Raw genomic sequence first — 21,284 nt, 5'->3', positions numbered from 1 at the left:
GCGAGGGTCTTTGCGCGCTCGGGCGGAGAATTTCCAGAGGGGATGCGCCCCGCTGGACCGCCTTGGCAGCAGAGAGTACATCGCGGCGATGCGTTCCGTACTCAATGTGCATCGCTCCATCCTCGGCCAGCCGTGGCGCTGGCGGGGGCTGGAGGGCGATGTGTGCGACGAAGGGTTCGTCGCCGACGACCTCGTCACCCGTATCCTGCTGGCACGCGGCTGTCCGCGCGAAGGTCTGGACGCGCACAAGACGCCGAGCATCCGACACTTCATGCCCGACCCGTCGATCTTCCGCGACATGGACCGCGCCGCCGAACGCCTCGCCGATGCGGTGATGGCGGGCGAGCCGGTCGCGATCTTCGGAGATTACGACGTCGATGGCGCGACCTCGGCGGCGCTGATGGTGCGGCTGTTGCGCGACCTGGGCCTGACCGCCCGCCCCTATATCCCCGATCGGCAAACGGAGGGCTACGGCCCAAATGCCCCGGCGATGCTGCGGCTGGCGGGCGAAGGTGCAACGTTGATCGTCACGGTCGATTGTGGCGCGCAGGCATTCGATGCGCTTGCCGCCGCACAGGGCGCCGGGGTCGATGTGCTGGTGGTCGACCATCATCAATGTACGACGCAGTTGCCGCCGGCGCTGGCGGTGGTGAACCCGAACCGGCTGGATGAAGGCGAAGGCGCGACGCACGGGCATCTCGCGGCGGTCGGGGTCGCGTTCCTGCTCGGCGCGGCGCTGCTGCGCACGTTGCGCGCGCGCAGTTTTTTCGCGTCTCGCGCCGAACCCCGCCTGCTCGACCTGCTCGATCTCGTGGCGCTGGGTACCGTCGCCGATGTCGCGCAGCTGCGCGGTCTGAACCGCGCATTCGTCGCGCAGGGGCTAAAAGTGATGGCCGGGCGGCGCAATATCGGCCTTGCCGCGCTGATCGAGGCGTCGCGGCTGACGCGCGCACCGACCTGTACCGACCTGGGCTTCGCGCTGGGACCGCGCATCAATGCCGGCGGACGGGTCGGCAAATCGGATCTGGGCGTCCGTCTGCTGACGACGCAGGACCCGGAGGAAGCGCGCGCGCTGGCGGTCGAACTCGACCGGCTGAACGAGGAACGCCGCGCGATCGAGGGCGATGTACAGGCCGAAGCCGACCTGTCGGTGCGCGCACAGGAATCGCGTGGCTGCGTGGTCGTGTCGGGACGCGGCTGGCATCCGGGGGTGATCGGCATCGTCGCCGGGCGGCTGAAGGAAAAGCTCGGCCGGCCGGTGCTCGTCATCGCCATCGACGAACATGGCGTCGGCAAGGGATCGGGCCGGTCGATCCCCGGCGTCGATATGGGTGCGACGATCCTCGCCGCAAAGGAACTCGGCTTGGTCAGCGCTGGTGGCGGCCATGCCGCGGCGGCCGGGGTGACCGTCGCGGAATCGGCGATCCCCGCGCTCGCCGACTTCCTGCACGATCGCATGGCCGAACCGGTGGAGCGTGCCCGCGAGGACCGCGCATTGCTGGTCGACGCGGTGCTGGCCCCCGGCGGCATCAGCCCGTCATTGATCGAGGCGCTGGAGGCGGGCGGCCCCTATGGCATGGGCTGGCCCTCGCCCCGCGTCGCCGCCGGGCCGGTCCGGATCGTGAAGGCCGACATCGTCGGCAACGGCCATGTCCGCGCGATCCTGACCGGCGACGACGGCCGCCGGTTCAAGGGCGTGGCGTTTCGCCAGGCGGAGACCGATCTCGGCCACGCGCTGCTGGGCGCGCCGCCGCATCGCCGCGTCTGGCTGGCGGGCCGGGCAAAGCTCGACGATTGGGGCAGCCGCCCCGCCGCCGAACTGCACATCGACGACATGGCATGGGCGGACTGATAAAAAATGCAAAAGTGTGTTGACCGATCGCCAACCCTCCCCTAACAGCCCGTCCACGCCTTCACGGCCCCTTCGTCTAGCGGTTAGGACGCGGCCCTTTCACGGCTGAAACACGGGTTCGATTCCCGTAGGGGTCACCATCCTCGCATCGAGGCGCGGAAATCCAGGATTTACGCCAGCTTCACCGTCCGCAGGTATAGCGAACGGGTATAGAAGCGCATGGTGCAGATGATCACACCCTGGAAACATCCCCAGACCGGCATCTACTATCTCTACAAGGAACTGCCGCCGCATCTGCGGGGCGAGATGGGCCGGCGTCAGGTCCGCCGCTCGCTCAAGACGCGCGATCCGGCCGAGGCCAAGCGGCTCTTCGTCCTGGCCCATGCCGAGCTCGAACAAGAGATGGCCGCCGCCGAAGCGCGGATCGCCGCGCAGAAGGTCGCCGATGAAATCTCGCCCGAGCGGGCCAAGATCACCGTCGACGACTTCATCCGCAACCGGCATTCGTCGGGTCGATGGTCACGCTGGCCCACGCTGGGTCTCGTCTGGTGGCTGGAGGACACCGCCCGCCGTGTCTTCAACACCGACTTTCCCCTCGCCGGGCTACCGATGGACGACAGTCCGGAAGCACTGGCGGCGAAGCGTGGGCAGCCCGTGCCCGGCGACTGTTGGCTCGACGTGGTCCGTATGTACCCGCCGGCGGAATGGCTGAAAGCCAGCGGCATGGTTCTGGCCGACGTGTTCGAGGACCAGACCCCGCCGATCAAGCGGATCCCGGCCAACGACCTCCTCATCATGCAGGCGTGGAACGCCCGCGTCCTGGAGGACAATGAGCGCCTGCGCGCCGACATTGCTGCACCCCGCCGCATCGCCGTAAAGCCGCGGCTGCGACCGGACCTCCGCTTCCGCGAGCTGCTGCAGCTGTGGAACAAGGAGAACGCGCCGAGGCCGCAATCCTATGTCGAGGTGGAGCGCGCGACCGAGGATCTGATCGACTATCTCGGCGACATCCCGGTCGAATCCTTCACCTCCGACATGCTGATGGATTATCGCGACGAGCCGTGTCATCGCCCCTCAAAGAGGTCTGTCCTGCTTGGCAGGCTGGAAATGCTTTAGACAAAGCGACAGTTCGATGGCGCGGAACGCTTCCGACCGCGTCGGGACGTCTCTAGACATCGCCCCGTCGCTACGGGATAGAGAGACCGCATCCCATTCGCACGCTGCGGCAAGGAGCATTGGAAGCTGCGTGATCAACCCTCCGGCAATGGCACTACGTCGACGATCAGACGAGCTCTTCGCTTCCGCTGAGCGCGAAAAGCCGCACGATTCTGACTCTGCCGCATTGTTGTTATTCTATGCAGCCGAATGTGGACTCAAGTCCGCATACATGCTGCAGAACAATTTGAAGTACACCGATGAGGCGCGCGGCAGCGCCAGATCTGCGCGCAGCTTTTCCCACAATATCGTCGCACTCGTTCAGGCGCTGAACATTTCCCGTTCGAGCGTGAAGCCCGTGCCGGCAGTGGTGACGGTCCGGCTCGGACTGAATGGGACGCCAGCGGTCCTCCACGAGGCGTGGCGCTACGGCGAGAAAATCCAGGATACGAACGCAATCTACGACTGGCTAAAATCCTTGCTGGAATGGTGTAAGAAAAACCGATGAGTACTCCCGATCATTCCCCGGTCACATGGGTTGACGTTGCCCGCTGCCTGGCAGGTATCGATCCCGCTCAGTCGCCCTTACCCGCGGGTATCGCGAGCGCGCGCGTTGGCTGGTTCGGCCTGTTGTTCGAAGCCACCGCAACTGTAGATACCGCGCAACTCACCGCTGGGCTCGAAACGCTGTTCCCCTCGCGGATCAAACAGGATCCGCTGCGGATCGAACTCGAGGGCGGCCAGTCGGCCGGCGATCTGATGGTAGACGTCGAAATCGTCACTAATCAGGAGACATCGAGACAACCATTCGGCGTGGTAGATGGATGGATCGATTTCCGGCCAGCCGAAACGCAGGGTTCGCAGAGACAGATCCCGATCGCGGCGGCGTTGAGCGTCAAGGGGGGCACAGGCCGCACCACGACTGCTGTCGCATTCGCCCTCCATTGGGCCGCAACCAACGGGCGCCCGATCTTGCTCGTCGACGCGGACCTTGAAGCGCCGGGGATCAGCTACCTGTTCGAGGCATTTGCCGGGCACCCCAAGACGTCCTTAGAAGACCTGATCGCCCTGGCGCATGCCGAAGAGACCGAGGGCGCGCCAGAGACGACGCAGTTCGTTGCCGAACGGCTTCGCGACCATCTGTTGCCAGGCAATATCTTTGTTCTGCCACTGCGGCGTGACATCGCAGAGTTGGCAAGTTCGTCAATCCGGCCGGAGCATCTTTCTACGCCGGAGCGGCCGTTCGCACTCGCCGATCTGCTCTCTGGTGTTGCGGCCCATCTCGGCGTCGCGGGGATCGTCGTGGATGTACGGGCCGGCTTGGTCCCGATCGGCGTTAACCTCGCAATGGACCCGAACGTCTCGCCGATTTTCGTCACCACCTTGGCCGACCAGTCGATCAAGGCAACGACGGGCTTTGTCAGTTTTCTTGCGCGCGAGTTTCGCAGGAATGGTGCAGCGCCTCGTCGACCTTTGCTGGTCGTCAATCGCGTTCCAGTCCTCTTCCGACAGACTGGAACGGACAAGAAGCTTACCGAGCCGTTGACCATCGAGCTGCTGAATTCCCTTGTCAGCGATGCCTCGGTTGAGATCGGTGCGGGCGAAGATTTGTTCGCTAGTGCCTTGGACATCCAGCCCTTTATCCAAGTCGACGTGCCGGAACTTCCCGACATCCAAGTGCCTACCGGGAATTGGCGCGACTTCGTCGAGCAACTCAGCAGCAGCGGTTTTTCGCGTGCCTTGGCAAATGGCAGTGAAGAATTTGTCGCTACCGAATTGTCATTCGGGGCATTGCCGGATCCCTATATGCCGGATGCACCAAACCCGGCAGTCGCCGATGGGCGTCAGGCACTGAGCGCATTCGCTAACCAGCTGATCGCGGCCGAGAATGTCCAAGGGGCCGTGCCGCGTCCGTTGGTCACTCAGCCGCTCAGGGCCCTAGCTTCGCGGTACAAATCCGAGGTGCCGATCGCGATCGCGGAAGGCGCAAAGGGCACTGGCAAGACGCTCGCAGCACGTTTCATCGTCTCGAAAGGCAACTGGCGCGAAGTAGCCGCGGATCTGGTCGGCGGTGACAATGCTATTTCCGCTGCGGTTGTTCCGATCACCGCATCGATCCAGTCGAGTGCCGTCTTGCAGAAGGAGGTGGACGACGCCCGCGATGCCGTTGCCGCGAAACTGGGTTTCGGCAAGCCGCTGAACATCTTCGAGACAACGAGCTATCTTAAGGAGAAGCTCCAGAGCAATCTGACCGAAAGCAATTGGGTATCAGTCTGGCTCGATGTGATTGCGTGGAGCGCTGGCTACAAAGCCAAAATCGAAGGGGCAGGCGAAGCGTTCTTCGACGTGCTTCGCACCGGTTCGACCTCGATCGTGGCCGTCTTCGAAGGCCTAGAGGAACTTTACTCGTCTGTCGTCGACCCCGGTGTCGAATTGGCGATGCGTGCTCTCCTTATCTCGCTTCCCCAGAAGCTCCGGTCCGAATTACGTCGGCCGATCGGGATGATCGCCTTTGTACGCCGAGACACCGTCGAGGCCGCGATCCGTCAGAACCTCGATCAATTCAGGCGCGAATATGCCGCTTTTGCGCTTACCTGGACTGAAGACGATGTCCTAGAACTCGCCGCATGGCTCGCATCGCAGTCGAGAGCGATCCCCGACCTCTGGGACGCGGACTTTCAAAATCTCTCCTCCGCGGAACGCGCGTCGAAACTTGAGCCGCTCTGGGGTACCAAGCTTGGTCCTGATGACAAGCCCGGCCAACGTACACGGGAAGCCTACACCGCCACTTGGATCGTCGCTGTCCTTTCTGATTTGCGTGGGCGCCTCGTGCCCCGCGATCTGGTCCGTCTTCTCGCCAGCGCGGCAGCTGTATCGCCGGAGGGTGATGAAATTGCGCTTTATGCTGGACGCTTGTTGACTCCCCGCTCGCTACGGACGGCGGTTGAATCCACAAGCACGTCGAAGGTAGAAGAAACCGAGGAGGAGATCGGCGAACTCAAGCCCGCCTTCGCCAAGTTTAAATCCCAGGCCGATGAACTTGCCGTTCCGCTCAGCCAAGAGGTCGTGGATAAGCTCGGGCTCACGGATATAGAACTCGCAGCGCTTATCCGCCACGGCATCATCTTTGGTGATAAACCTCCCTACGAAGTGCCGGAACTCTTCCGGCGGGGGCTGGGCCTGAAGCACGCAGGCGCGAGGCGAAGCGTTGTGAACCTCTACAACCGCGCGCGAAAGCGACCATAGGAGACGCGCTGGAATGCGGGGACGGCTGACTTTGGGCGCATGGCCGCCGGCCCGAGCAACGGGTTAGGAATGGCGGGTTCCGGCAAAGGCAGCCATTCGCGCCCGCGCCCTGAAACGACTTGAGTTGGTCGGGAGCTGTCGGCAGCTTCGCGTTGGCATTGACCCAAGTTCGGACGTCGGAGCGGCATGGTAATTTTTTCCAGAACCAAACATTCGTTCACAGAGCAGCCTGCGCCTTAAAAGCCCGTCCAGCAGCGCGGACCTTCTCATCCACGACGTCTCGACATCGACCGGCTTTACCCCCAGCTTACGGCCATGACGCAGAAGCCGCTTAAGACCGAGCTGCACCATTGGTGGCCGCGAACGCTCGCAGACCATTGGGCCGCGGGTGATGGCATGGTTTCGGTGATCCGGCCGAACAGAACCGTGCACCGCGCGCCGCCGGGTGCCTTCGGCGCAATCACCAATGCTCACCATATGAAGATGGGCGGGCCGTGGGATTCGACCTTCGAGCCAATCTTCAACGAGCCCGACAATGAGATGGCCGCGTTCGTGCAGTGGTTGGCGACGATCGAGGCTTCGCTGACGTCGCCCGACCAGCCGATGATCGACCGGATACTGCCGCAGCCGCTCCCCGAGATACGCGCGGCACAGATCGCCCGTGTCGCCGCTTCGCTGCTTGCCCGCAGCCCAAGCATTCGCGCTTCGATCAAACGTACCACCGAATATTACCGGCGCGAGTTCGGCTTGGCCGATCCGACCGCCGACAAGACGCTGATCGCAGCTAATCAGCGCGGGCTCTACGACGCCTATCGCAAGCGCATGATGCGAGGCCGCTGGGCGATTCTATTCAGCGACGAGAGAGAGTTCATCGCCGGCGATGGTTTCCTGCACAATTTCCCGGCTTCGCAAGATGCGCTCAACTCCGGGCTTAAGCTGGTCCTGCCGATCCTACCTACGGCGACGATCGTCTATATGTCGCCGATGCAATATCCGACTGAGCCGCGTCTCGTAACGCTGCGGCTCGGGGCCGAAGAGGTGGAGCGGTTGAACGCGATCACGCAGGTCTATGCCAGTGATTTCCTCTTCTATCGCGACGACAAGCCGGAGTTGAACGAGGCCTTCCAGCATGGTGAGCATCGCCAGTTCCAATACCATGGCCATCACTGGCTTGATCCGCTGCTCGACGATCTGTCGCAATATAATCGGTGGGGAAAGGATGGCGCTGCGGGCATCTCCCGCCGGCGCCCATTTAGTGAATCGCTCGAAGGCAATCGCTGGCTCGATGGTTTCGTAGCCCGAGGCGGCTAGCTCAGAGTTCGCATTTGCGGACGCTCGCCTCCAGCGCCGTCAGTTCAGCACGCGTCCCCTCGACGAAGGCTATCTTCGCCCCAAACGCGTCACCCTACGCACGATCACCTTGATCTCTCCCCAAAGCCACCATTCGTTCATGGCGATTGTCGACGCAGACCATACCCCAGCCGACCGCCAGAAAGCGGGCGGACCGCTTGCCACCGTAAGCGTCCGGTGAGCCGCGTGTTGTCGCGCGCGGCATAGCCGTTGATGTCCAGACCTGTGGTGGTCTCCTTCTGGAGTCCAGAAGGAGGTCAGGAGATGGAGCGGATGGAGGTCATCACTCGGACGGAGCGCCGGCGAACCTACAGCGACGCCGAGAAGGCAGCGGTGGTTGCCAAGGCGTCGATGCCGGGCGTGACAGTGCGGGAGCTGTCGCGGCAGCTCGGCATTGCCGAGAGCCTCATCTACAACTGGCGGTCGGCGCAGCGGAAGGCGGAGAGCATCGCCAGCGAGCCGTTGCAGTTCATCCCCTATGGCGTGGTAACGGACGCCGCTCGCCCCGAGCCTGTTATAGCGCTGTCGCCGGTGCCGACCGTACACGCGCCACCGCCTGCTAAGCCGTCGCTGCCTGCCGCGCCGGCGGAGGACCTGGTCCGGCCGCATCCGGGAACCCGACCGGGCAGCATCGACATCGACCTGCCGACCGGTGTGCGGCTGTCGGTCGACAGCTACGTCAACGAGAAGGCGCTCGCCCGTGTGCTGCGGGCGCTGGGGCATGCGTCGTGATAGCGCTGGCGCCGGGCACCAAGGTATATCTCGCCTGCAAGCCGGTCAGCATGCAGAAGGGCTTCGACGGGCTGAGCGCGCTCGCCCATCAGGTTCTCAACGGCGACCCGTATTCGGGCCACCTGTTCCTGTTCCGGGGCAAGCGCGGCGACTATTTCAAGGCGCTGTATTGGGACGGCTCGGGCATGTGCCTGTTCGCCAAGCGGTTGGAGAAGGGCCGTTTTGTGTGGCCGCCGCTGGTCGACGGCGGCATCGTTCTCAGCCCCGCGCAGCTGGCGCTGCTCATCGAGGGCATCGACTGGCGGCGGACCGTGGCGCCGGCCCCGGTGACCGCGCCGACCCTCGTGTAAGCGGCGCTTTTTCGTTCTTTTCGCTTGGCGTGAGTCGGGCCGGTGGTAGGATGTGCCATGTCGCTGGCGATGGTCGATCTTCCCTCCGACCCGAACGAGCTGCGCGCCTTCGCACAGGCGTTGCAGGACCAGCTGGCGACCATCGAGCAGGCCCGCGTTACCACCGCTGCGGAGCTGGCCAGCACCGTTGCCGAGCTGCGCGCGGCCAAGGCGACCATCCAGCTGACCGCGCTGGAGATCGAGAAGCTCAAGGTTCAGCTGGCACGGCTCCGGCGCATGCAGTTCGGCCAGTCGTCCGAGCGGCTCTCCCGCGAGATCGAGCAGCTGGAGCTGCGGCTGGAAGAGCTGGAGACGGTCGAGGCCGAGGCGACCAGTGCGTCTGCCGACGCCGGCGTGCCGCCACCCGCCCGCGAGAAGCGCAAGCCTAAGCGCCTGCCGTTGCCCGACCATCTGCCGCGTCACGAGGTCGTCCATGCCGCCCCGCAGGCAGACGGCTGCGGCGCGTGCGGCGGGAACATGTCAGCGCTGGGCGAGGACGTGACCGAGGTGCTGGAGTATGTGCCTGGCCGCTTCCAGGTCGTGCGCCACGTCCGCCCCAAGCTCGCCTGCCAACGTTGCGACGCCATTACCCAGGCACCCGCACCGGCGCTGCCCATCCCGCGCGGCAAGGCAGGTCCTGGCCTGCTCGCGCACGTGTTGGTGTCGAAGTATGCAGACCACCTTCCGCTCTACCGGCAGGCGGAGATCTACGCTCGCGAGGGCGTCGACCTCGACCGCTCGACCATGGCGGACTGGGTAGGCCAGGTCAGCTGGCTGCTTCAGCCGCTTGTCGACCACATTCGCGCCCACGTGTTCGCGGCCGACAAGATCCACACCGACGACACGCCGGTTCCTGTGCTGGCGCCGGGCACCGGCAAGACCAAGACCGGCAGGTTATGGGTCTACGCCCGCGACGATCGGGGTTGGCAAGGCATCGGCCCACCGGCAGCGGCGTATTTCTACACGCCCGACCGCAAGGGTGAGCGACCGCGCGCGCATCTCGCCGGGTTCAGCGGCTTCCTGCAAGCCGACGGCTATACGGGCTACGACCAGCTGTACGATGGACGCCGGCAGCCCGGCCCCATCGTCGAGGTGGCGTGCTGGGCGCATGTCCGGCGCAAGATCTACGACGTGTGGAAGGCGACCGGCTCGACCACGGCGCGCACCGGCGTCAGCATGATCGACCTGATGTACGAGGCGGAGGAGCTCGGGCGCGGGCTGCCGCGGGAGGACCGGCTCGACCGCAGCCAGGTCGTCAGGGTGGGCGTGGACGGCTTCTTCAACTGGGCCGAGGACACCATGCGCCGCATATCGGGCAAGGGCGCGCTGGCAGACGCCATCCGCTATGCGGTCAAGCGGCGCGCGGCGCTGACCCGCTTCTGCGACGACGCGCGGCTGGAGGCGGACAACAACCGGGCCGAGAACTGCCTCCGTCCCGTCGCGCTCGGCCGCAAGAACTACCTGTTCGCCGGCTCGGATAAGGGCGGTGAGCGCGCAGCGGGGATCTACACGCTCATCCAGACCGCACGGCTCAACTTCGTTGACCCCGAAGCCTGGCTGCACGACGTGCTCACCCGCATCGCCGACGGACATCCTGCAAACCGCATCAGCGAACTCACACCGTGGACCTGGAGCAACAAAGACGTATGAGCAACTCCCGCGGCAACCGACTATTCCCCGTACTCATCGGAGTCTTTGCCGTGACCGTGAGTTGCTCGCCTAACGCGCCCCAAGTGCCTCAACAGCGCCCTGACAAGCTCTTCATCGGCTGCAAATCACCGTTGTCCGTTCCAGGCGGGCGAACCATCACCAACTTCTTCCATCAGGAAGATCAAGTCGGCAGGCTTCGCGGGTTGTTCTTCGAGGTTTCTGACCCCAGCGTGGTACCGGCCATCAACGGCAATCCTTCCACCAGCTATCGAGCCGAGCCCATCAGCGAGGCTGGTGCGGAACTGGTCCGCGGAAACGCCAAACAGCCAGGCAAACCGTCTTATTACCGCGGCATGAGTGAAGCCGATCAGATGTCGATGAACCTCGCTGTATTCGGCGGGAGGGCCATCCAGTTTGATTCTCAAGCTGGGTACGGTAAGCTTTCCGAGGAAAACATCCTTCCAACCGACAACCTGCTCTTCCTCGAACCAGGTTGGGCTATCGGTGTCATTGTGCCGAAGGAAAAGGTCGCGCTCGCACCGGCGTTCAGGGCTGCGGCTTCGGCAGCTTTGAACGCTCTGCTCTCGATCCAAAGCGGATGCTCGTCGCCACCCCATAAGCAGTGAGGAACGGGGCTCGCCGGACGCTTACTGCCACCAGCTTTACCGAAAAACGGACGGGCTACTTCCAAGAACACGCCCATCATGCTGCTTCGTCACGAAGTGCCGTGGATGCTTCGATAATCTGTCGCGCCTCAACGGAAGGCTGTTTGAAAAAGTTCGAGATGTGTCCAATCTGGCTCACAGCTTCGCATCGAAGCGCGGAACTCCAGGATACACGCGAGCTTCACCGTCCGCAGGTATGGCGAACGGATGTAGAAGCGCATGGTACGGATGATCACACCCTAGAAAGATCCCCAAACCGGCATCTACTATCTCTACAAGGAACTGCCGCCGCATCTGCGGGGCGAGATGGGCCGGCGTCAGGTCCTCCGCTTAATCAGTACGCGCGATCCGGCCGAGGCCAGCCGATCCCCGCATTCGCGACCAAGGCGTCGTGTCAAAGCTTGCCGGACAATTCCGGCACAAGGGCAAACAGGTCACCGACCAGACCCAGGTCCGCGACCTGAAAGATCGGGGCGTCCTCGTCCCTGTTGATCGCGACGATGACCTTGCTGTCCTTCATGCCCGCCAGATGCTGGATCGCGCCCGAGATACCGACCGCGACATAGACTTCCGGCGCGACGATCTTGCCGGTCTGGCCGACCTGATAGTCGTTGGGGGCATAGCCCGCATCGACCGCCGCCCGGCTCGCGCCGACGGCCGCACCCAGCTTGTCGGCGAGCGGGTCGATCAGGGCATGGAACTGCTCTTCCGAGCCCAGCGCGCGACCGCCCGCGACGATGATCCTGGCGCTAGTCAATTCCGGGCGGGCATTGGCCGCGATCTGGGACGCGACATGGGACGACAGGCCCTGCGCACCCGGCAACGCCACCGGCTCGATCGGCGCGTCGCCGCCCATGGCCGCCGCCTTGTCGAAGGCAGTGGCCCGGATCGTCAGCACCTTTCTCGCGTCGGACGATCGGACAGTCGCGATAGCATTGCCGGCATAGATCGGCCGGGTGAAGGTATCCGGTCCCTCGACCGACAGCACCTCCGATACCTGCATCACGTCGAGCAACGCAGCGACACGCGGCGCGATATTCTTGCCGGTGGTGGTGGCCGCGGCGAGGAAGACGTCGTGATCGCCCATCAGACCCGCCACCAGCGGCGCCACATTCTCCGCCAGCGCATGGGCATAGGCCATATCGTCGGCGACGAGGACCTTGCCGACACCTGCGATCGCGGCGGCCGCCTGCGCGACACCGTCGACGCCCTGGCCTGCGACCAGCAGATGCACCTCGCCCAGTTGCGACGCGGCGGTCACCGCAGCACGCGTGGCGTCCCGGAGCGCCGACCCGTCATGATCGACCCAGACCAGCGTCCTCATTTCGCCACTCCCATCGCCTTGAGCTTCATCACCAGTTCGTCGACATCGGCCACCTTCACGCCCGCGGCGCGGCTGGCGGGTTCGGCAACCTTCAGCGTCGTGATCCGGGGGGTTACGTCGACGCCGTAATCGGCCACCGTTCGGGTGACGAGCGGCTTGGCCTTCGCCTTCATGATGTTGGGCAGCGAGGCATAGCGCGGCTCGTTGAGGCGCAGGTCGGCGGTGACGATCGCGGGCAGCGTCAGCGCGTTCGTCTCCAGCCCGCCATCGACCTCGCGGGTCACGGTCGCGGTATCGCCCGCAATCTCGATGCGGGATGCGAAGGTGCCCTGCGCCCAGCCGAGCAGCCCGGCAAGCATCTGGCCGGTCTGGTTATTGTCGTCGTCGATTGCCTGCTTGCCCAGGATGACGAGCCGTGGCTGCTCCTCCCCGACGATCCTCGCCAGGATCTTGGCGACGCCCAGTGGCTCGACGCGCGTTTCGGCGGTCACCAGAATGCCGCGATCCGCGCCCATCGCCAGCGCGGTGCGGATCGTGTCCTGTGCCTTGGGCTCGCCGATCGACACGATAACGATCTCGGTCGCGCCGCCGCGCTCCTTCAACCGGATCGCTTCTTCCACGGCGATCTCGTCGAACGGGTTCATGCTCATCTTGACGTTCGCCAGGTCGACGCCCGAGCCATCCGCTTTCACGCGCGGCTTTACGTTATAGTCGAGCACCCGCTTGACCGGCACCAATATTTTCATCACGATTCTTCCGTCTTGCTTGCTGGCCGATGTCAGGACGATACCAGTCGCATCATGGCGATCAGCGCATCGAGATAGGGCGTATCGACACCCGCCAGTTGCGCGATCTCGCGCGGCGCCTCCAGCAACGCATCGGTCTCCAGGGGACGCCCCGCCTCGACATCCTGCAGCATCGAGGGCCGAAACGCGCCGAGCTTGCGCGTCACCGCATTTCTGGCCGCAGGATCTTCGGTGATGATGCAGTCGATCCGTGCCCCGATAGCCTGCGCTTCACCCATGATCCGCCGCACAAAGCTTTCGGCGAGCGGCTCGTCGAGGATCCGGTCGGCCGTCACGTGGGTCAGTGCAGCGATCGGATTGATCGTCATGTTGCCCCACAGCTTGTACCAGACGTCGCGGCGAATATGGCCGGAGACGGTCGTGTCGATGCCGGCGTCTTTCAGCACATCGGCGATCGTCGCCACCCGCGCCGTCGCGTCACCGGCCGGTTCTCCGACGATCAGCCCGTTACCGGCAACCTGCTGCACGACACCGGACTCGACGATGCGCGCGGACACATGCGCGACCGCGCCCACGACCCGATCCCGCAGCAGATGCCGTGCGATGGTGCCGTCCGGATCGATGCTCTTCAGCCGGACCGCACCCAATTGCCCGGCGGGAAGGTCGGTGAACCACCAGGGGACGCCGTTGATCGCGGGCAACAGCACGCCATCGGCACCGAGCAGCGCCGCCGTGGCACTTGCGACGGACGCGATGGCGGGCCCCTTGACCGCCAGGATTACCAGGTCATGCGGGCCGAGGTCGGCAGCATCGTCGCTGGCGCGAACCATCGCCTCCATGCGGCCTTCGGCGTGATCGAGACGCCATGGTCGCGACCGCAGCGCATCCAGCGTCGCTCCCCGTGCCAGCACCCCGACATCATGCCCGGCGGCGGCAAGCCGGACGCCCAGCCATCCGCCGATCGCACCGGCCCCGACGATTGCGATCCGCATTCAATACCCCCCCTGCCCGCTGTCCGCGCAGCCCATGCGCCGTGCCAGTCCGGCGGCCGCGCTTCTGAGCAGCGAAACATCGGTGCCGACCGCGACGAAGCGGCATCCGGCCTCGATCCAGCGCGCCGCCAGCTCCTCGTCGAGAGTCAGGGTTCCCGCTGCCTTGCCCGCTTCCCGTGCGACGGCGATCAGGTCGGTGACGGCGGTGATGACCTCCGGATGGGCCGGCTGCCCGACGAACCCCATTGCGGCGCTCAGATCGACCGCGCCGATGAAGAGGCCGTCCACCCCGTCGACGGCGGCGATCTCGCGCGCCGCCGCCAGTCCGGCAAGGCTTTCGATCTGCACCAGCACGCAGATTTCCGCGTCGGCGCGTGCGAGATAATCGGGGATCGCGTTCCAGCGCGACGCGCGAATCAACCCGCTCGCCACGCCCCGAACACCGTGCGGAGGATAGCGCGTGGCGCGCACGATCGCCGCCGCCTCGGCCGCGCTTTCGACATAGGGGAACAACAGGGTCTGAAACCCGATGTCGAGATAGCGTTTGATGAGCGAGGGATCATGGTTCGGCAGGCGCGCGACGGGATGCGAACCATAGGCGGCCACCGCCTGCAACTGCGCCAGCAGGCCTGGCACGTCGTTGGGTGCATGTTCGGCATCGAACAACAGCCAGTCGAACCCTGCGGTCGCACAGATTTCGGCAGTATAGGGGTGGGCCAGCGCCTGCCACAGGCCGATCTGGGCCCGCTCCGCTGACAGGCCGCGCTTGAAGCGGTTGACCAGGTCCGGCACCCTCATGCGAATTGCACCGCGATCGAGCCCATCGGGCCGTAATCGACGTGAAAGCCATCTCCGGCGCGTGCGTCGATCGGCGCGGTGAACGAGCCGCCAAGAACGATCTGGCCCTTCTTCAGCGACACGCCACGCGTGGCGAGCTTGTTCGCCAACCACGCGACGCCATTGCCCGGATGGTTGAGCACGGCAGCGGCGACGCCCGAGTCCTCGATCCCGCCATTGCGATGGATCAGCGCCGACACCCAGCGCAGGTCGACCGCATCGGGCTTCACCGGATTGCCGCCCAGGACGATCGCCGCGTTGGCGGCATTGTCCGATATCGTGTCGACGACCTTGCGGGTCGTGCCCGTCGCGGGATCGGCGCGCATGACACGCGCGTCGATGATCTCCAGCGCGGGCGTCACATATTCGGTCGCGCGCAGAACATCGAACAGGCTGCAATGCGGGCCGCTGAGGTCATCCTTCAGGATGAAGGCCAGTTCCACCTCCACCCGCGGCACGATCAAGGTTTCCATGCTCAGCGTGGCGCCGGTGTGGAACAGCATGTCCTCCAGCAGCACGCCGTAATCGGGTTCGCTGATAGCGGCCGCCCGCTGCATCGCGCGGCTTGTCAGCCCGATCTTGTGGCCGATCGTCGGGTTTCCGCGCGCGATCTTGCGTGCCACCCAAGCCTGCTGCACCGCATAGCCGTCGTCGATCGTCATCGCCGGATGGGCGAGTGACAATAGACCGATCTGGCTGCCCGTCCGCTCCGCGTCGTCCAACTGCTCGGCGATCCGTTCGATCATGTCCTTGTCGATCGATCCCGTCATCACACGGCCTCCGCCGCCAAATAGGCGGTCTTCACGATGGTGTAGAATTCTGCGGCGTAGCGTCCCTGCTCGCGCGGTCCGTGGCTCGACGCCTTCCGTCCGCCGAAGGGAACATGATAGTCGACCCCCGCCGTCGGCAGGTTGACCATCACCATGCCCGCCTGGGCGGAACGACGGAAATGTGTCGCCTTTGCGAGCGAGGCGGTGCAGATGCCCGCGCACAGGCCGAACTCGGTATCGTTGGCAACGGCCAGCGCCTCGTCATATCCCGACACCCGGATGACGGATGCGACGGGGCCGAACACCTCTTCGCGGTTGATCCGCATCGCGGGCGTGGTGTCGGTGAACAGCGCAGGCGCCAGGAAGTGGCCACGCATGTCGCACTCGACCAGCGTTCCGCCCTCGACCAGCACGGCACCCTCGTTGCTCGCGATGTCGATATAGTGCCGGTCGACGGCCAGCTGGCGTTCGTCGACCACGGGCCCGATGGTCGTGGCGGGATCACGCGCATCGCCGACCACCTGCACCCGCATCGCGGTGCGCAGCGCCTCGACGAAGCGGTCGTGGACGGCATCCTCGACGATCAGTCGCGACGATGCGGTGCATCGCTGTCCGGTCGCGAAGAACGCGCCGTCGAGCGCGCACCGGACCGCCGCGTCGATATCCGCATCGGCCAGTACCACCAGCGGATTCTTGCCGCCCATCTCCAGTTGGACCCTGGCGCCCCGCGCGCCGGCATCCCGCAGGATGCCACGACCGACACCGGTCGACCCGGTGAAACTGACCGCATCTACCCCCGCGCCGATCAGGGCGGGGCCGAGCACCGACCCCTTGCCCATGACGAGGTTGAACGCACCTGCGGGCACGCCTGCGCGATGCAGCATGTCGGCCAGTGCCCAGGCGGAGCCGGGCGTCAGTTCCGCCGGTTTGAAGACGACGCAATTGCCGAAGGCGAGCGCGGGCGCGATCTTCCATGCGGGGATCGCGATCGGGAAGTTCCACGGCGCGATGACCGATACCACGCCTACCGGTTCACGACTTACCAGCACATCCACGCCGGGCCGTACCGATGGCAGATATTCCCCGCCCGCACGTACGACCTCTCCCGCGAAGAAGCGGAAGATGTTGCCCGCGCGCACCACCTCGCCGAGTGCCTCGCGCCGTGTCTTGCCCTCTTCCCGCGCCAGCAGGTCGGCTAGTTCGTCGCGACGCGCAAGAATCTCGGCGCCGACCGTATCGAGGATCTCAAGCCGGGCCTGAACGCCGATCCCGGACCACAGCGGCAGGGCGTCGCGCGCCGCCGCAACCGCGCGCTCCACATCGGCCGTCGTAACATGGTGGAACTCGCCCACCACGTCGTCGAGATCGGAGGGGTTGCGGTTGGGGACCGGGGTGCCCGCGATCCATTCCCCGGCTACGAGGCTGCGACAATCGCTCATGGCAACAGCTTTCCGGGATTGAGGATGCCTTGCGGATCGAGCGCCGCCTTGATCGCGTGGTGCAAACGCCGGTCGGTGGGCGTGCGGAAGCGATCGGCCTCGCGGTGGCGGAGCATCCCCAGCCCGTGCTCGGCGGAAATCGTTCCCTGGTGCGACCGGACGCAGTCATGGACGACGCGGTTGATCTCATCCTGCTGCGCCACGAACAGCGCCTGGTCCCCGCCGCGCGGCGGGGAGAAGTTGTAATGCAGGTTCCCGTCGCCCAGATGGCCGAACACGACGAACCGGACATCGGGCCAGCGGGCCGCCACTGCGGCGTCGCATTCGCCGAGGAAGGCGGGGATGGCGGAGATCGGCAGCGCGATGTCGTGCTTGATCGTCTTGCCCTCCGCCCCTTGCGCCTCGGCGATGTTCTCGCGCAGGTTCCAGAAGTCGCCCGATTGCCCGACCGACTGGGCGACCACCGCGTCGGTGATCAGCTCCGCCTCGAACGCGGATCCCAGCAGGCCCTCCATCGTCTCGCGGATGGTATCTTCCGACCCGGCATCGCTCATTTCGATCAGGACGTACCAGGGCGCCGCCGTTTCCAGCGGCGAGCGGGTGCCCGGCAGGTGGTGCGTCACCAGCTCCAGGCACGTCTGCGACAACATCTCGAAGGCGGTGAGGTTGGTATAGGCGGCTTGGCGGATATGGCCGAAGAGGGCTACGGCCTGCGCCGGATTGTCGACGGCGACGAAGGCGGCGACCTTGGCCGCAGGGGCCGGGAACAGCTTCAACACCGCCCCGGTGATTATCCCCAGCGTCCCCTCGGACCCGATGAACAGGTCGCGCAAGTCATAGCCGGAATTGTTCTTGCGCAGCGCGGTCATGCCGTCCCACACCTCGCCGTCGGCAGTCACTACCTCCAGCCCGAGGCACAGGTCGCGGGCATTGCCATAGCGCAGCACGCCGGTACCGCCGGCATTGGTCGCGAGATTGCCGCCGATCGAACAACTACCCTCCGCCGCAAGGCTGAGGGGAAACAGCTTGCCATGGGCCTCGGCCGTCGCCTGTATCTGCTGCAGGATGCAGCCGGCATCGACGCTGATGGTATCGTTGACGGCGTCGATCGCGCGGACCTTGTTCAGCCGTGCCAGCGACAGGACGATCGCCCTGCCGCTCTCGTCCGGCGTCGCGCCGCCCGACATGCCGGTATTGCCGCCCTGCGGAACCAGCGGCGTGCCCGTCTCCGCGCACCAGCGCACGACGGCCGCGACATCGGCGGTATCCTCCGGCTGGACCACGGCTAGCGCCGCGCCCTGCCACAGCTTGCGCCAGTCGACCAGAAAGGGCGCCATGTCGGCGGCATTGTCGATCATCCGGCCGCGAAACGCCGACCGAAGCGCCTGCAGCGTCATGGTAGCTGCCCTGGTGCGCCCGCGTCACGCGCCTGGGCGCAGTTCTTCATGACGGCCATATAGTCGGCATAACGCTGCCGCCCGACCACGAAGGGATTGTCGCCCTTCGGCGCGGCGCGCAGGCTCGCCATGCGGCCGACGCCATCGTCGACAAAGGGGTGGTTGCTCAGCTCGGCATCCGCACCGTACCGCGCCGATATCGCCACGAACCGATCCAGCGAGCGGATATAGTCCGCCCGTGCGGCGGCCTCGGCGGGAATGCCGGTGCCGCCCCACATGCCGAGCATGTGCTTTACGCCGTGATATCGGACCGGGATCAGGAACGACAGCGTCCCCGGCGTGTGGCCCGGCGTCGCGACGACCTGGATGCTCGTATCGCCCAGCCGGAACGCCTCCCCATCCCGCGCGACCATGTCCCGCTGCGGCGGGGGATCGAAGGGGGATGCCCCGCCCGCCTTGGCCTTTTCCATCACGTCCCAGTCCACCGCGCTCGCGACGACCCGCGTGCCATAGGTCTTCGCGATCCAGCTCGCCCCGCCATAATGGTCGCCATGCCCATGGGTGATCAGCACATATTTCAGCGCCTTGGGATCCAGCCCCAGCGCGATCATGCCCGGCACGATGACGGTACGCGCCTGTTCCGCGTTGTTCAGCGAATCTATCAGGATCAGCCCCCGCGACGTGCGCACGACATAGGCGCCCACCGAATTGGTGCCGACGAAGAACAGGTCGTCGAACAACTTGGTCGGCGGCGGGACGCCGCGATCGCGCAACTGCGGCGGCAGACCCTGCTCGGTCCGGCATTGCAGCGCATAGGTGGTCTCGAAACCACTGCGCGCCGCGATCCCCCGCGCGATGGCGCGATGGTCCGTCCCCGTCTGCCCGCCCGAAGGGACCGCCGCCGCCTGCGCGACCATCGCCAGTGCCAGAATCGCCTTCATTCCCCGCTCCTCGCCGCTGCACGGTAATTTTCACGGAAGTCGGCCCGCACCCGCTCGTCAAAGCCCAGTGCGACGCGGCGCACCTCAGGCGTGTCGAGCGGCGGATGACCGATCCCGTCGGCACGCGGCTTCGGACCGCCGACGACCCGGTTGGTCAACCGGCCCATATTGGTGATCTCCACCTCGATCGTATCGCCCGGATCGATCGAGCGGGAATGGGCGGGCGTGCCGGTCAGCACAATGTCACCGGGCAGCAGCGTGATGTACCGCGCGATGTCGGCGATCATGTAATCGGGGCCCCACACCATCTCGTCGCCGATCGATGCCTCCTGGACGAGCAGGCCGTTGCGATAGGTGCGCAGCGTCTCGTTACGCGGGTCGATGCCCGACACGATCCCCGGCCCGATCGGGCAGAAGCCGTCCATGCCCTTCACCCGCAGCATCGACCCCTGGTCGGTGTCGCGGAAGTCCTGCGCACCCATGTCGAGCGCGGGGGCAAAACCGGCGATATGGTCCCACGCCTCTTCGGGCAGGATGTTGCGCGTCGTCTTGCCGATGATCGCGGCGAACTCGCCCTCGTAATTGAGGTAGCGGATGCCGTCCGGCTTCACGAGCTGGCCGTTATGGCCGTTCAGGCTGGTGAACGGCTTGGTGAAATAGGTCGGCGTCTCGGTCGGCTTGGGATTGTTGCGCGTCTCGATGCCGCGCGACGCATAGCTCAGATGCACCGCGATGATCTTGGACGGCGGGATCGCGCAGGGCGGCAGATGGACGAGCCGCGCCGGATCGACCGTCCGCCCGTCGTCCAGCCGCAGTCCGCCGCCCCCTTCCATCGTGCCCCAATAGGCGCTGCCGTCGACGATGACCCGCCGCCGTTCGACGCGGGGTCCGTTCAGAACGCTCATCACGCTGCCTCCCGCGCATCGGCGACATTGGCCGGATCGAACCAGATATGGACGTTGCCCGTGCCCCGCGCGTTTTCGTAATCCGACAGCACCTCGCCCCGGACCCGGCACTCCCGCCCGCCCATCGCTCCGACCATCTGGAGATAATGGCCGCCAAGGCCCTCCCAAGGGATCTTGCGATAGACGGTCGGGAAACGGTCGACGATCACGTCGTGACGACCCTGCTCGAACAATGCCATCGCCTCGCGGTCGCTGGCGACATTCTCCTGGCTGGAGACATTGTCGGGATGATAGATACGCGGGTGCTTCTGCTGCCAGTTGATGCCGTTGAACTTGTGGCTGAGCGTCCCGCTGCCGAGCAGGACGACCCGGTCCCCGCTACGCCGGATCGCCTCGCCGACGACCTCGCCCGACTCCAGGAAATGCTCGCTCTTGCAGTTCTGGCAATTGCTGACGGTCATGACCTTCTGGTCGAGCTTCAGCGCATTGACGACGTTGATCGTGCCATAGTGACGCGGCAGCAGCGGCGCGGCGGTCGCCAGGCCCATGATGCCCCGCTCCTCGGCCACCTGCTGCGCGGCATGGGCCAGTGCGGGCGCACCGCGATAGTCGTAATGCTGGTCGTGGAGATACCATGGCATCTCGTCCGATATGTAGACGCCGCGATAATGCTCGCCCGCGTCGAACAGATGGTATCCGGTCGTGAACCAGTGGCTGTCGAAGATCACGACCGTATCCGCCCGCACCGCCGCAATCCGCTCCCGCAGCCGCGCGAAGCCCGCGATCAGGTCGGAATCGGCACCGTTGCCCATCTTGATACGGAAATCCTCGTCCTGCATCAGGCCGGGGTGGTGCGACACCAATGCCGCACCGACGATCTCACCCATGTCGGAC

At 65.3% G+C, this 21,284-nt stretch carries 19 protein-coding genes and 1 tRNA gene; 10 read left to right on the top strand and 10 right to left on the bottom strand.

The features are described from left to right. The first annotated feature begins 88 nt into the window (after window positions 1-88). The 10 genes from recJ to ACZ1JS_RS03995 all read left to right on the top strand — a co-directional run bounded on the left by recJ (window position 89) and on the right by ACZ1JS_RS03995 (window position 11,000). On the top strand, window positions 89-1,852 hold the full coding sequence (gene recJ / locus ACZ1JS_RS04040; protein WP_465167822.1) for a single-stranded-DNA-specific exonuclease RecJ: 1,764 nt from the start codon (window positions 89-91) through the stop codon (window positions 1,850-1,852). Between the two features lie 65 nt (window positions 1,853-1,917). Continuing rightward, window positions 1,918-1,992 (top strand) — tRNA-Glu (locus ACZ1JS_RS04035). A 79-nt stretch (window positions 1,993-2,071) separates the two neighbouring features. Then, on the top strand, window positions 2,072-2,968 hold the full coding sequence (locus ACZ1JS_RS04030; protein ID WP_465167821.1) for a DUF6538 domain-containing protein: 897 nt from the start codon (window positions 2,072-2,074) through the stop codon (window positions 2,966-2,968). A gap of 130 nt (window positions 2,969-3,098) precedes the next feature. After that, entirely contained in the window at window positions 3,099-3,515 is a 417-nt protein-coding gene (locus tag ACZ1JS_RS04025) for a hypothetical protein (RefSeq protein WP_465167820.1), read from the top strand. Continuing rightward, window positions 3,512-6,253: a KGGVGR-motif variant AAA ATPase gene (locus tag ACZ1JS_RS04020; protein ID WP_465167819.1), complete on the top strand. Its 2,742-nt coding sequence runs from the start codon at window positions 3,512-3,514 to the stop codon at window positions 6,251-6,253. The genes ACZ1JS_RS04025 and ACZ1JS_RS04020 overlap by 4 nt, the downstream gene beginning before the upstream one ends. Before the next feature lie 315 nt (window positions 6,254-6,568). Further along, window positions 6,569-7,564 (top strand): hypothetical protein, encoded by a 996-nt coding sequence (locus tag ACZ1JS_RS04015; protein ID WP_465167818.1) that lies wholly within the window; start codon window positions 6,569-6,571, stop codon window positions 7,562-7,564. 303 nt (window positions 7,565-7,867) lie between these two features. Further along, a complete protein-coding gene (gene tnpA / locus ACZ1JS_RS04010) occupies window positions 7,868-8,335 on the top strand; it encodes an IS66-like element accessory protein TnpA (protein WP_126053280.1) in 468 nt (155 codons plus the stop codon). Then, window positions 8,332-8,685: an IS66 family insertion sequence element accessory protein TnpB gene (gene tnpB / locus ACZ1JS_RS04005; RefSeq protein WP_126053281.1), complete on the top strand. Its 354-nt coding sequence runs from the start codon at window positions 8,332-8,334 to the stop codon at window positions 8,683-8,685. The genes tnpA and tnpB overlap by 4 nt, the downstream gene beginning before the upstream one ends. A 69-nt stretch (window positions 8,686-8,754) precedes the next feature. Next, on the top strand, window positions 8,755-10,374 hold the full coding sequence (gene tnpC, locus ACZ1JS_RS04000; RefSeq protein WP_465168626.1) for an IS66 family transposase: 1,620 nt from the start codon (window positions 8,755-8,757) through the stop codon (window positions 10,372-10,374). 83 nt (window positions 10,375-10,457) lie between these two features. After that, window positions 10,458-11,000 (top strand): hypothetical protein, encoded by a 543-nt coding sequence (locus tag ACZ1JS_RS03995; RefSeq protein WP_126053282.1) that lies wholly within the window; start codon window positions 10,458-10,460, stop codon window positions 10,998-11,000. A gap of 433 nt (window positions 11,001-11,433) precedes the next feature. On the opposite strand, the gene ACZ1JS_RS03990 is transcribed toward ACZ1JS_RS03995, so the two are convergent. The 10 genes from ACZ1JS_RS03990 to ACZ1JS_RS03945 are packed head-to-tail and all read right to left on the bottom strand — an operon-like array spanning window position 11,434 to window position 21,277. Then, window positions 11,434-12,363, bottom strand: coding sequence for an electron transfer flavoprotein subunit alpha/FixB family protein (locus ACZ1JS_RS03990; RefSeq protein WP_465167817.1), 930 nt, complete (start codon window positions 12,361-12,363; stop codon window positions 11,434-11,436). Continuing rightward, window positions 12,360-13,109, bottom strand: coding sequence for an electron transfer flavoprotein subunit beta/FixA family protein (locus tag ACZ1JS_RS03985; protein WP_465168625.1), 750 nt, complete (start codon window positions 13,107-13,109; stop codon window positions 12,360-12,362). The genes ACZ1JS_RS03990 and ACZ1JS_RS03985 overlap by 4 nt, the downstream gene beginning before the upstream one ends. Before the next feature lie 32 nt (window positions 13,110-13,141). Then, entirely contained in the window at window positions 13,142-14,101 is a 960-nt protein-coding gene (locus tag ACZ1JS_RS03980; protein ID WP_465167816.1) for a ketopantoate reductase family protein, read from the bottom strand. Then, window positions 14,102-14,899, bottom strand: coding sequence for an aldolase/citrate lyase family protein (locus ACZ1JS_RS03975; RefSeq protein ID WP_465167815.1), 798 nt, complete (start codon window positions 14,897-14,899; stop codon window positions 14,102-14,104). Beyond that, window positions 14,896-15,708, bottom strand: a complete 813-nt coding sequence (gene hpaH / locus ACZ1JS_RS03970) for a 2-oxo-hept-4-ene-1,7-dioate hydratase (protein ID WP_465167814.1) — start codon at window positions 15,706-15,708, stop codon at window positions 14,896-14,898. The genes ACZ1JS_RS03975 and hpaH overlap by 4 nt, the downstream gene beginning before the upstream one ends. Further along, window positions 15,708-17,147 carry an aldehyde dehydrogenase family protein gene (locus tag ACZ1JS_RS03965; protein ID WP_465167813.1) on the bottom strand — a complete coding sequence of 480 codons (1,440 nt, stop codon included), beginning with the start codon at window positions 17,145-17,147 and terminating at the stop codon, window positions 15,708-15,710. Before ACZ1JS_RS03965 ends, hpaH begins: the two co-directional genes overlap by 1 nt. Beyond that, a complete protein-coding gene (locus ACZ1JS_RS03960) occupies window positions 17,144-18,544 on the bottom strand; it encodes an FAD-binding oxidoreductase (protein ID WP_465167812.1) in 1,401 nt (466 codons plus the stop codon). Before ACZ1JS_RS03960 ends, ACZ1JS_RS03965 begins: the two co-directional genes overlap by 4 nt. Continuing rightward, complete coding sequence (locus ACZ1JS_RS03955; protein WP_465167811.1) at window positions 18,541-19,485, bottom strand: MBL fold metallo-hydrolase; 945 nt, start codon at window positions 19,483-19,485, stop codon at window positions 18,541-18,543. Before ACZ1JS_RS03955 ends, ACZ1JS_RS03960 begins: the two co-directional genes overlap by 4 nt. Then, window positions 19,482-20,390, bottom strand: a complete 909-nt coding sequence (locus tag ACZ1JS_RS03950) for a fumarylacetoacetate hydrolase family protein (protein WP_465167810.1) — start codon at window positions 20,388-20,390, stop codon at window positions 19,482-19,484. Before ACZ1JS_RS03950 ends, ACZ1JS_RS03955 begins: the two co-directional genes overlap by 4 nt. Next, window positions 20,390-21,277, bottom strand: a complete 888-nt coding sequence (locus tag ACZ1JS_RS03945; RefSeq protein ID WP_465167809.1) for a DODA-type extradiol aromatic ring-opening family dioxygenase — start codon at window positions 21,275-21,277, stop codon at window positions 20,390-20,392. Before ACZ1JS_RS03945 ends, ACZ1JS_RS03950 begins: the two co-directional genes overlap by 1 nt. Between the last annotated feature and the right edge of the window lie 7 nt (window positions 21,278-21,284).

Source organism: Sphingomonas sp. BL-S-05, from assembly GCF_055521695.1.
This window is presented reverse-complemented; position numbering and strand designations above follow the sequence as displayed.

Coding starts and splice junctions, on each gene's coding strand:
- ACZ1JS_RS03960 (WP_465167812.1), bottom strand. CDS start 18,544: ATGACGCTGCAGGCGCTTCGGTCGGCGTTTCGCGGCCGGATGATCGAC.
- tnpC (WP_465168626.1), top strand. CDS start 8,755: ATGGTCGATCTTCCCTCCGACCCGAACGAGCTGCGCGCCTTCGCACAG.
- ACZ1JS_RS04030 (WP_465167821.1), top strand. CDS start 2,072: ATGGTGCAGATGATCACACCCTGGAAACATCCCCAGACCGGCATCTAC.
- ACZ1JS_RS03955 (WP_465167811.1), bottom strand. CDS start 19,485: ATGAAGGCGATTCTGGCACTGGCGATGGTCGCGCAGGCGGCGGCGGTC.
- ACZ1JS_RS03980 (WP_465167816.1), bottom strand. CDS start 14,101: ATGCGGATCGCAATCGTCGGGGCCGGTGCGATCGGCGGATGGCTGGGC.
- ACZ1JS_RS03950 (WP_465167810.1), bottom strand. CDS start 20,390: ATGAGCGTTCTGAACGGACCCCGCGTCGAACGGCGGCGGGTCATCGTC.
- ACZ1JS_RS03990 (WP_465167817.1), bottom strand. CDS start 12,363: ATGAGGACGCTGGTCTGGGTCGATCATGACGGGTCGGCGCTCCGGGAC.
- ACZ1JS_RS03965 (WP_465167813.1), bottom strand. CDS start 17,147: ATGAGCGATTGTCGCAGCCTCGTAGCCGGGGAATGGATCGCGGGCACC.
- ACZ1JS_RS04020 (WP_465167819.1), top strand. CDS start 3,512: ATGAGTACTCCCGATCATTCCCCGGTCACATGGGTTGACGTTGCCCGC.
- tnpA (WP_126053280.1), top strand. CDS start 7,868: ATGGAGCGGATGGAGGTCATCACTCGGACGGAGCGCCGGCGAACCTAC.
- ACZ1JS_RS03985 (WP_465168625.1), bottom strand. CDS start 13,109: ATGAAAATATTGGTGCCGGTCAAGCGGGTGCTCGACTATAACGTAAAG.
- hpaH (WP_465167814.1), bottom strand. CDS start 15,708: ATGACGGGATCGATCGACAAGGACATGATCGAACGGATCGCCGAGCAG.
- ACZ1JS_RS04015 (WP_465167818.1), top strand. CDS start 6,569: ATGACGCAGAAGCCGCTTAAGACCGAGCTGCACCATTGGTGGCCGCGA.
- ACZ1JS_RS03945 (WP_465167809.1), bottom strand. CDS start 21,277: ATGGGTGAGATCGTCGGTGCGGCATTGGTGTCGCACCACCCCGGCCTG.
- ACZ1JS_RS03975 (WP_465167815.1), bottom strand. CDS start 14,899: ATGAGGGTGCCGGACCTGGTCAACCGCTTCAAGCGCGGCCTGTCAGCG.
- recJ (WP_465167822.1), top strand. CDS start 89: ATGCGTTCCGTACTCAATGTGCATCGCTCCATCCTCGGCCAGCCGTGG.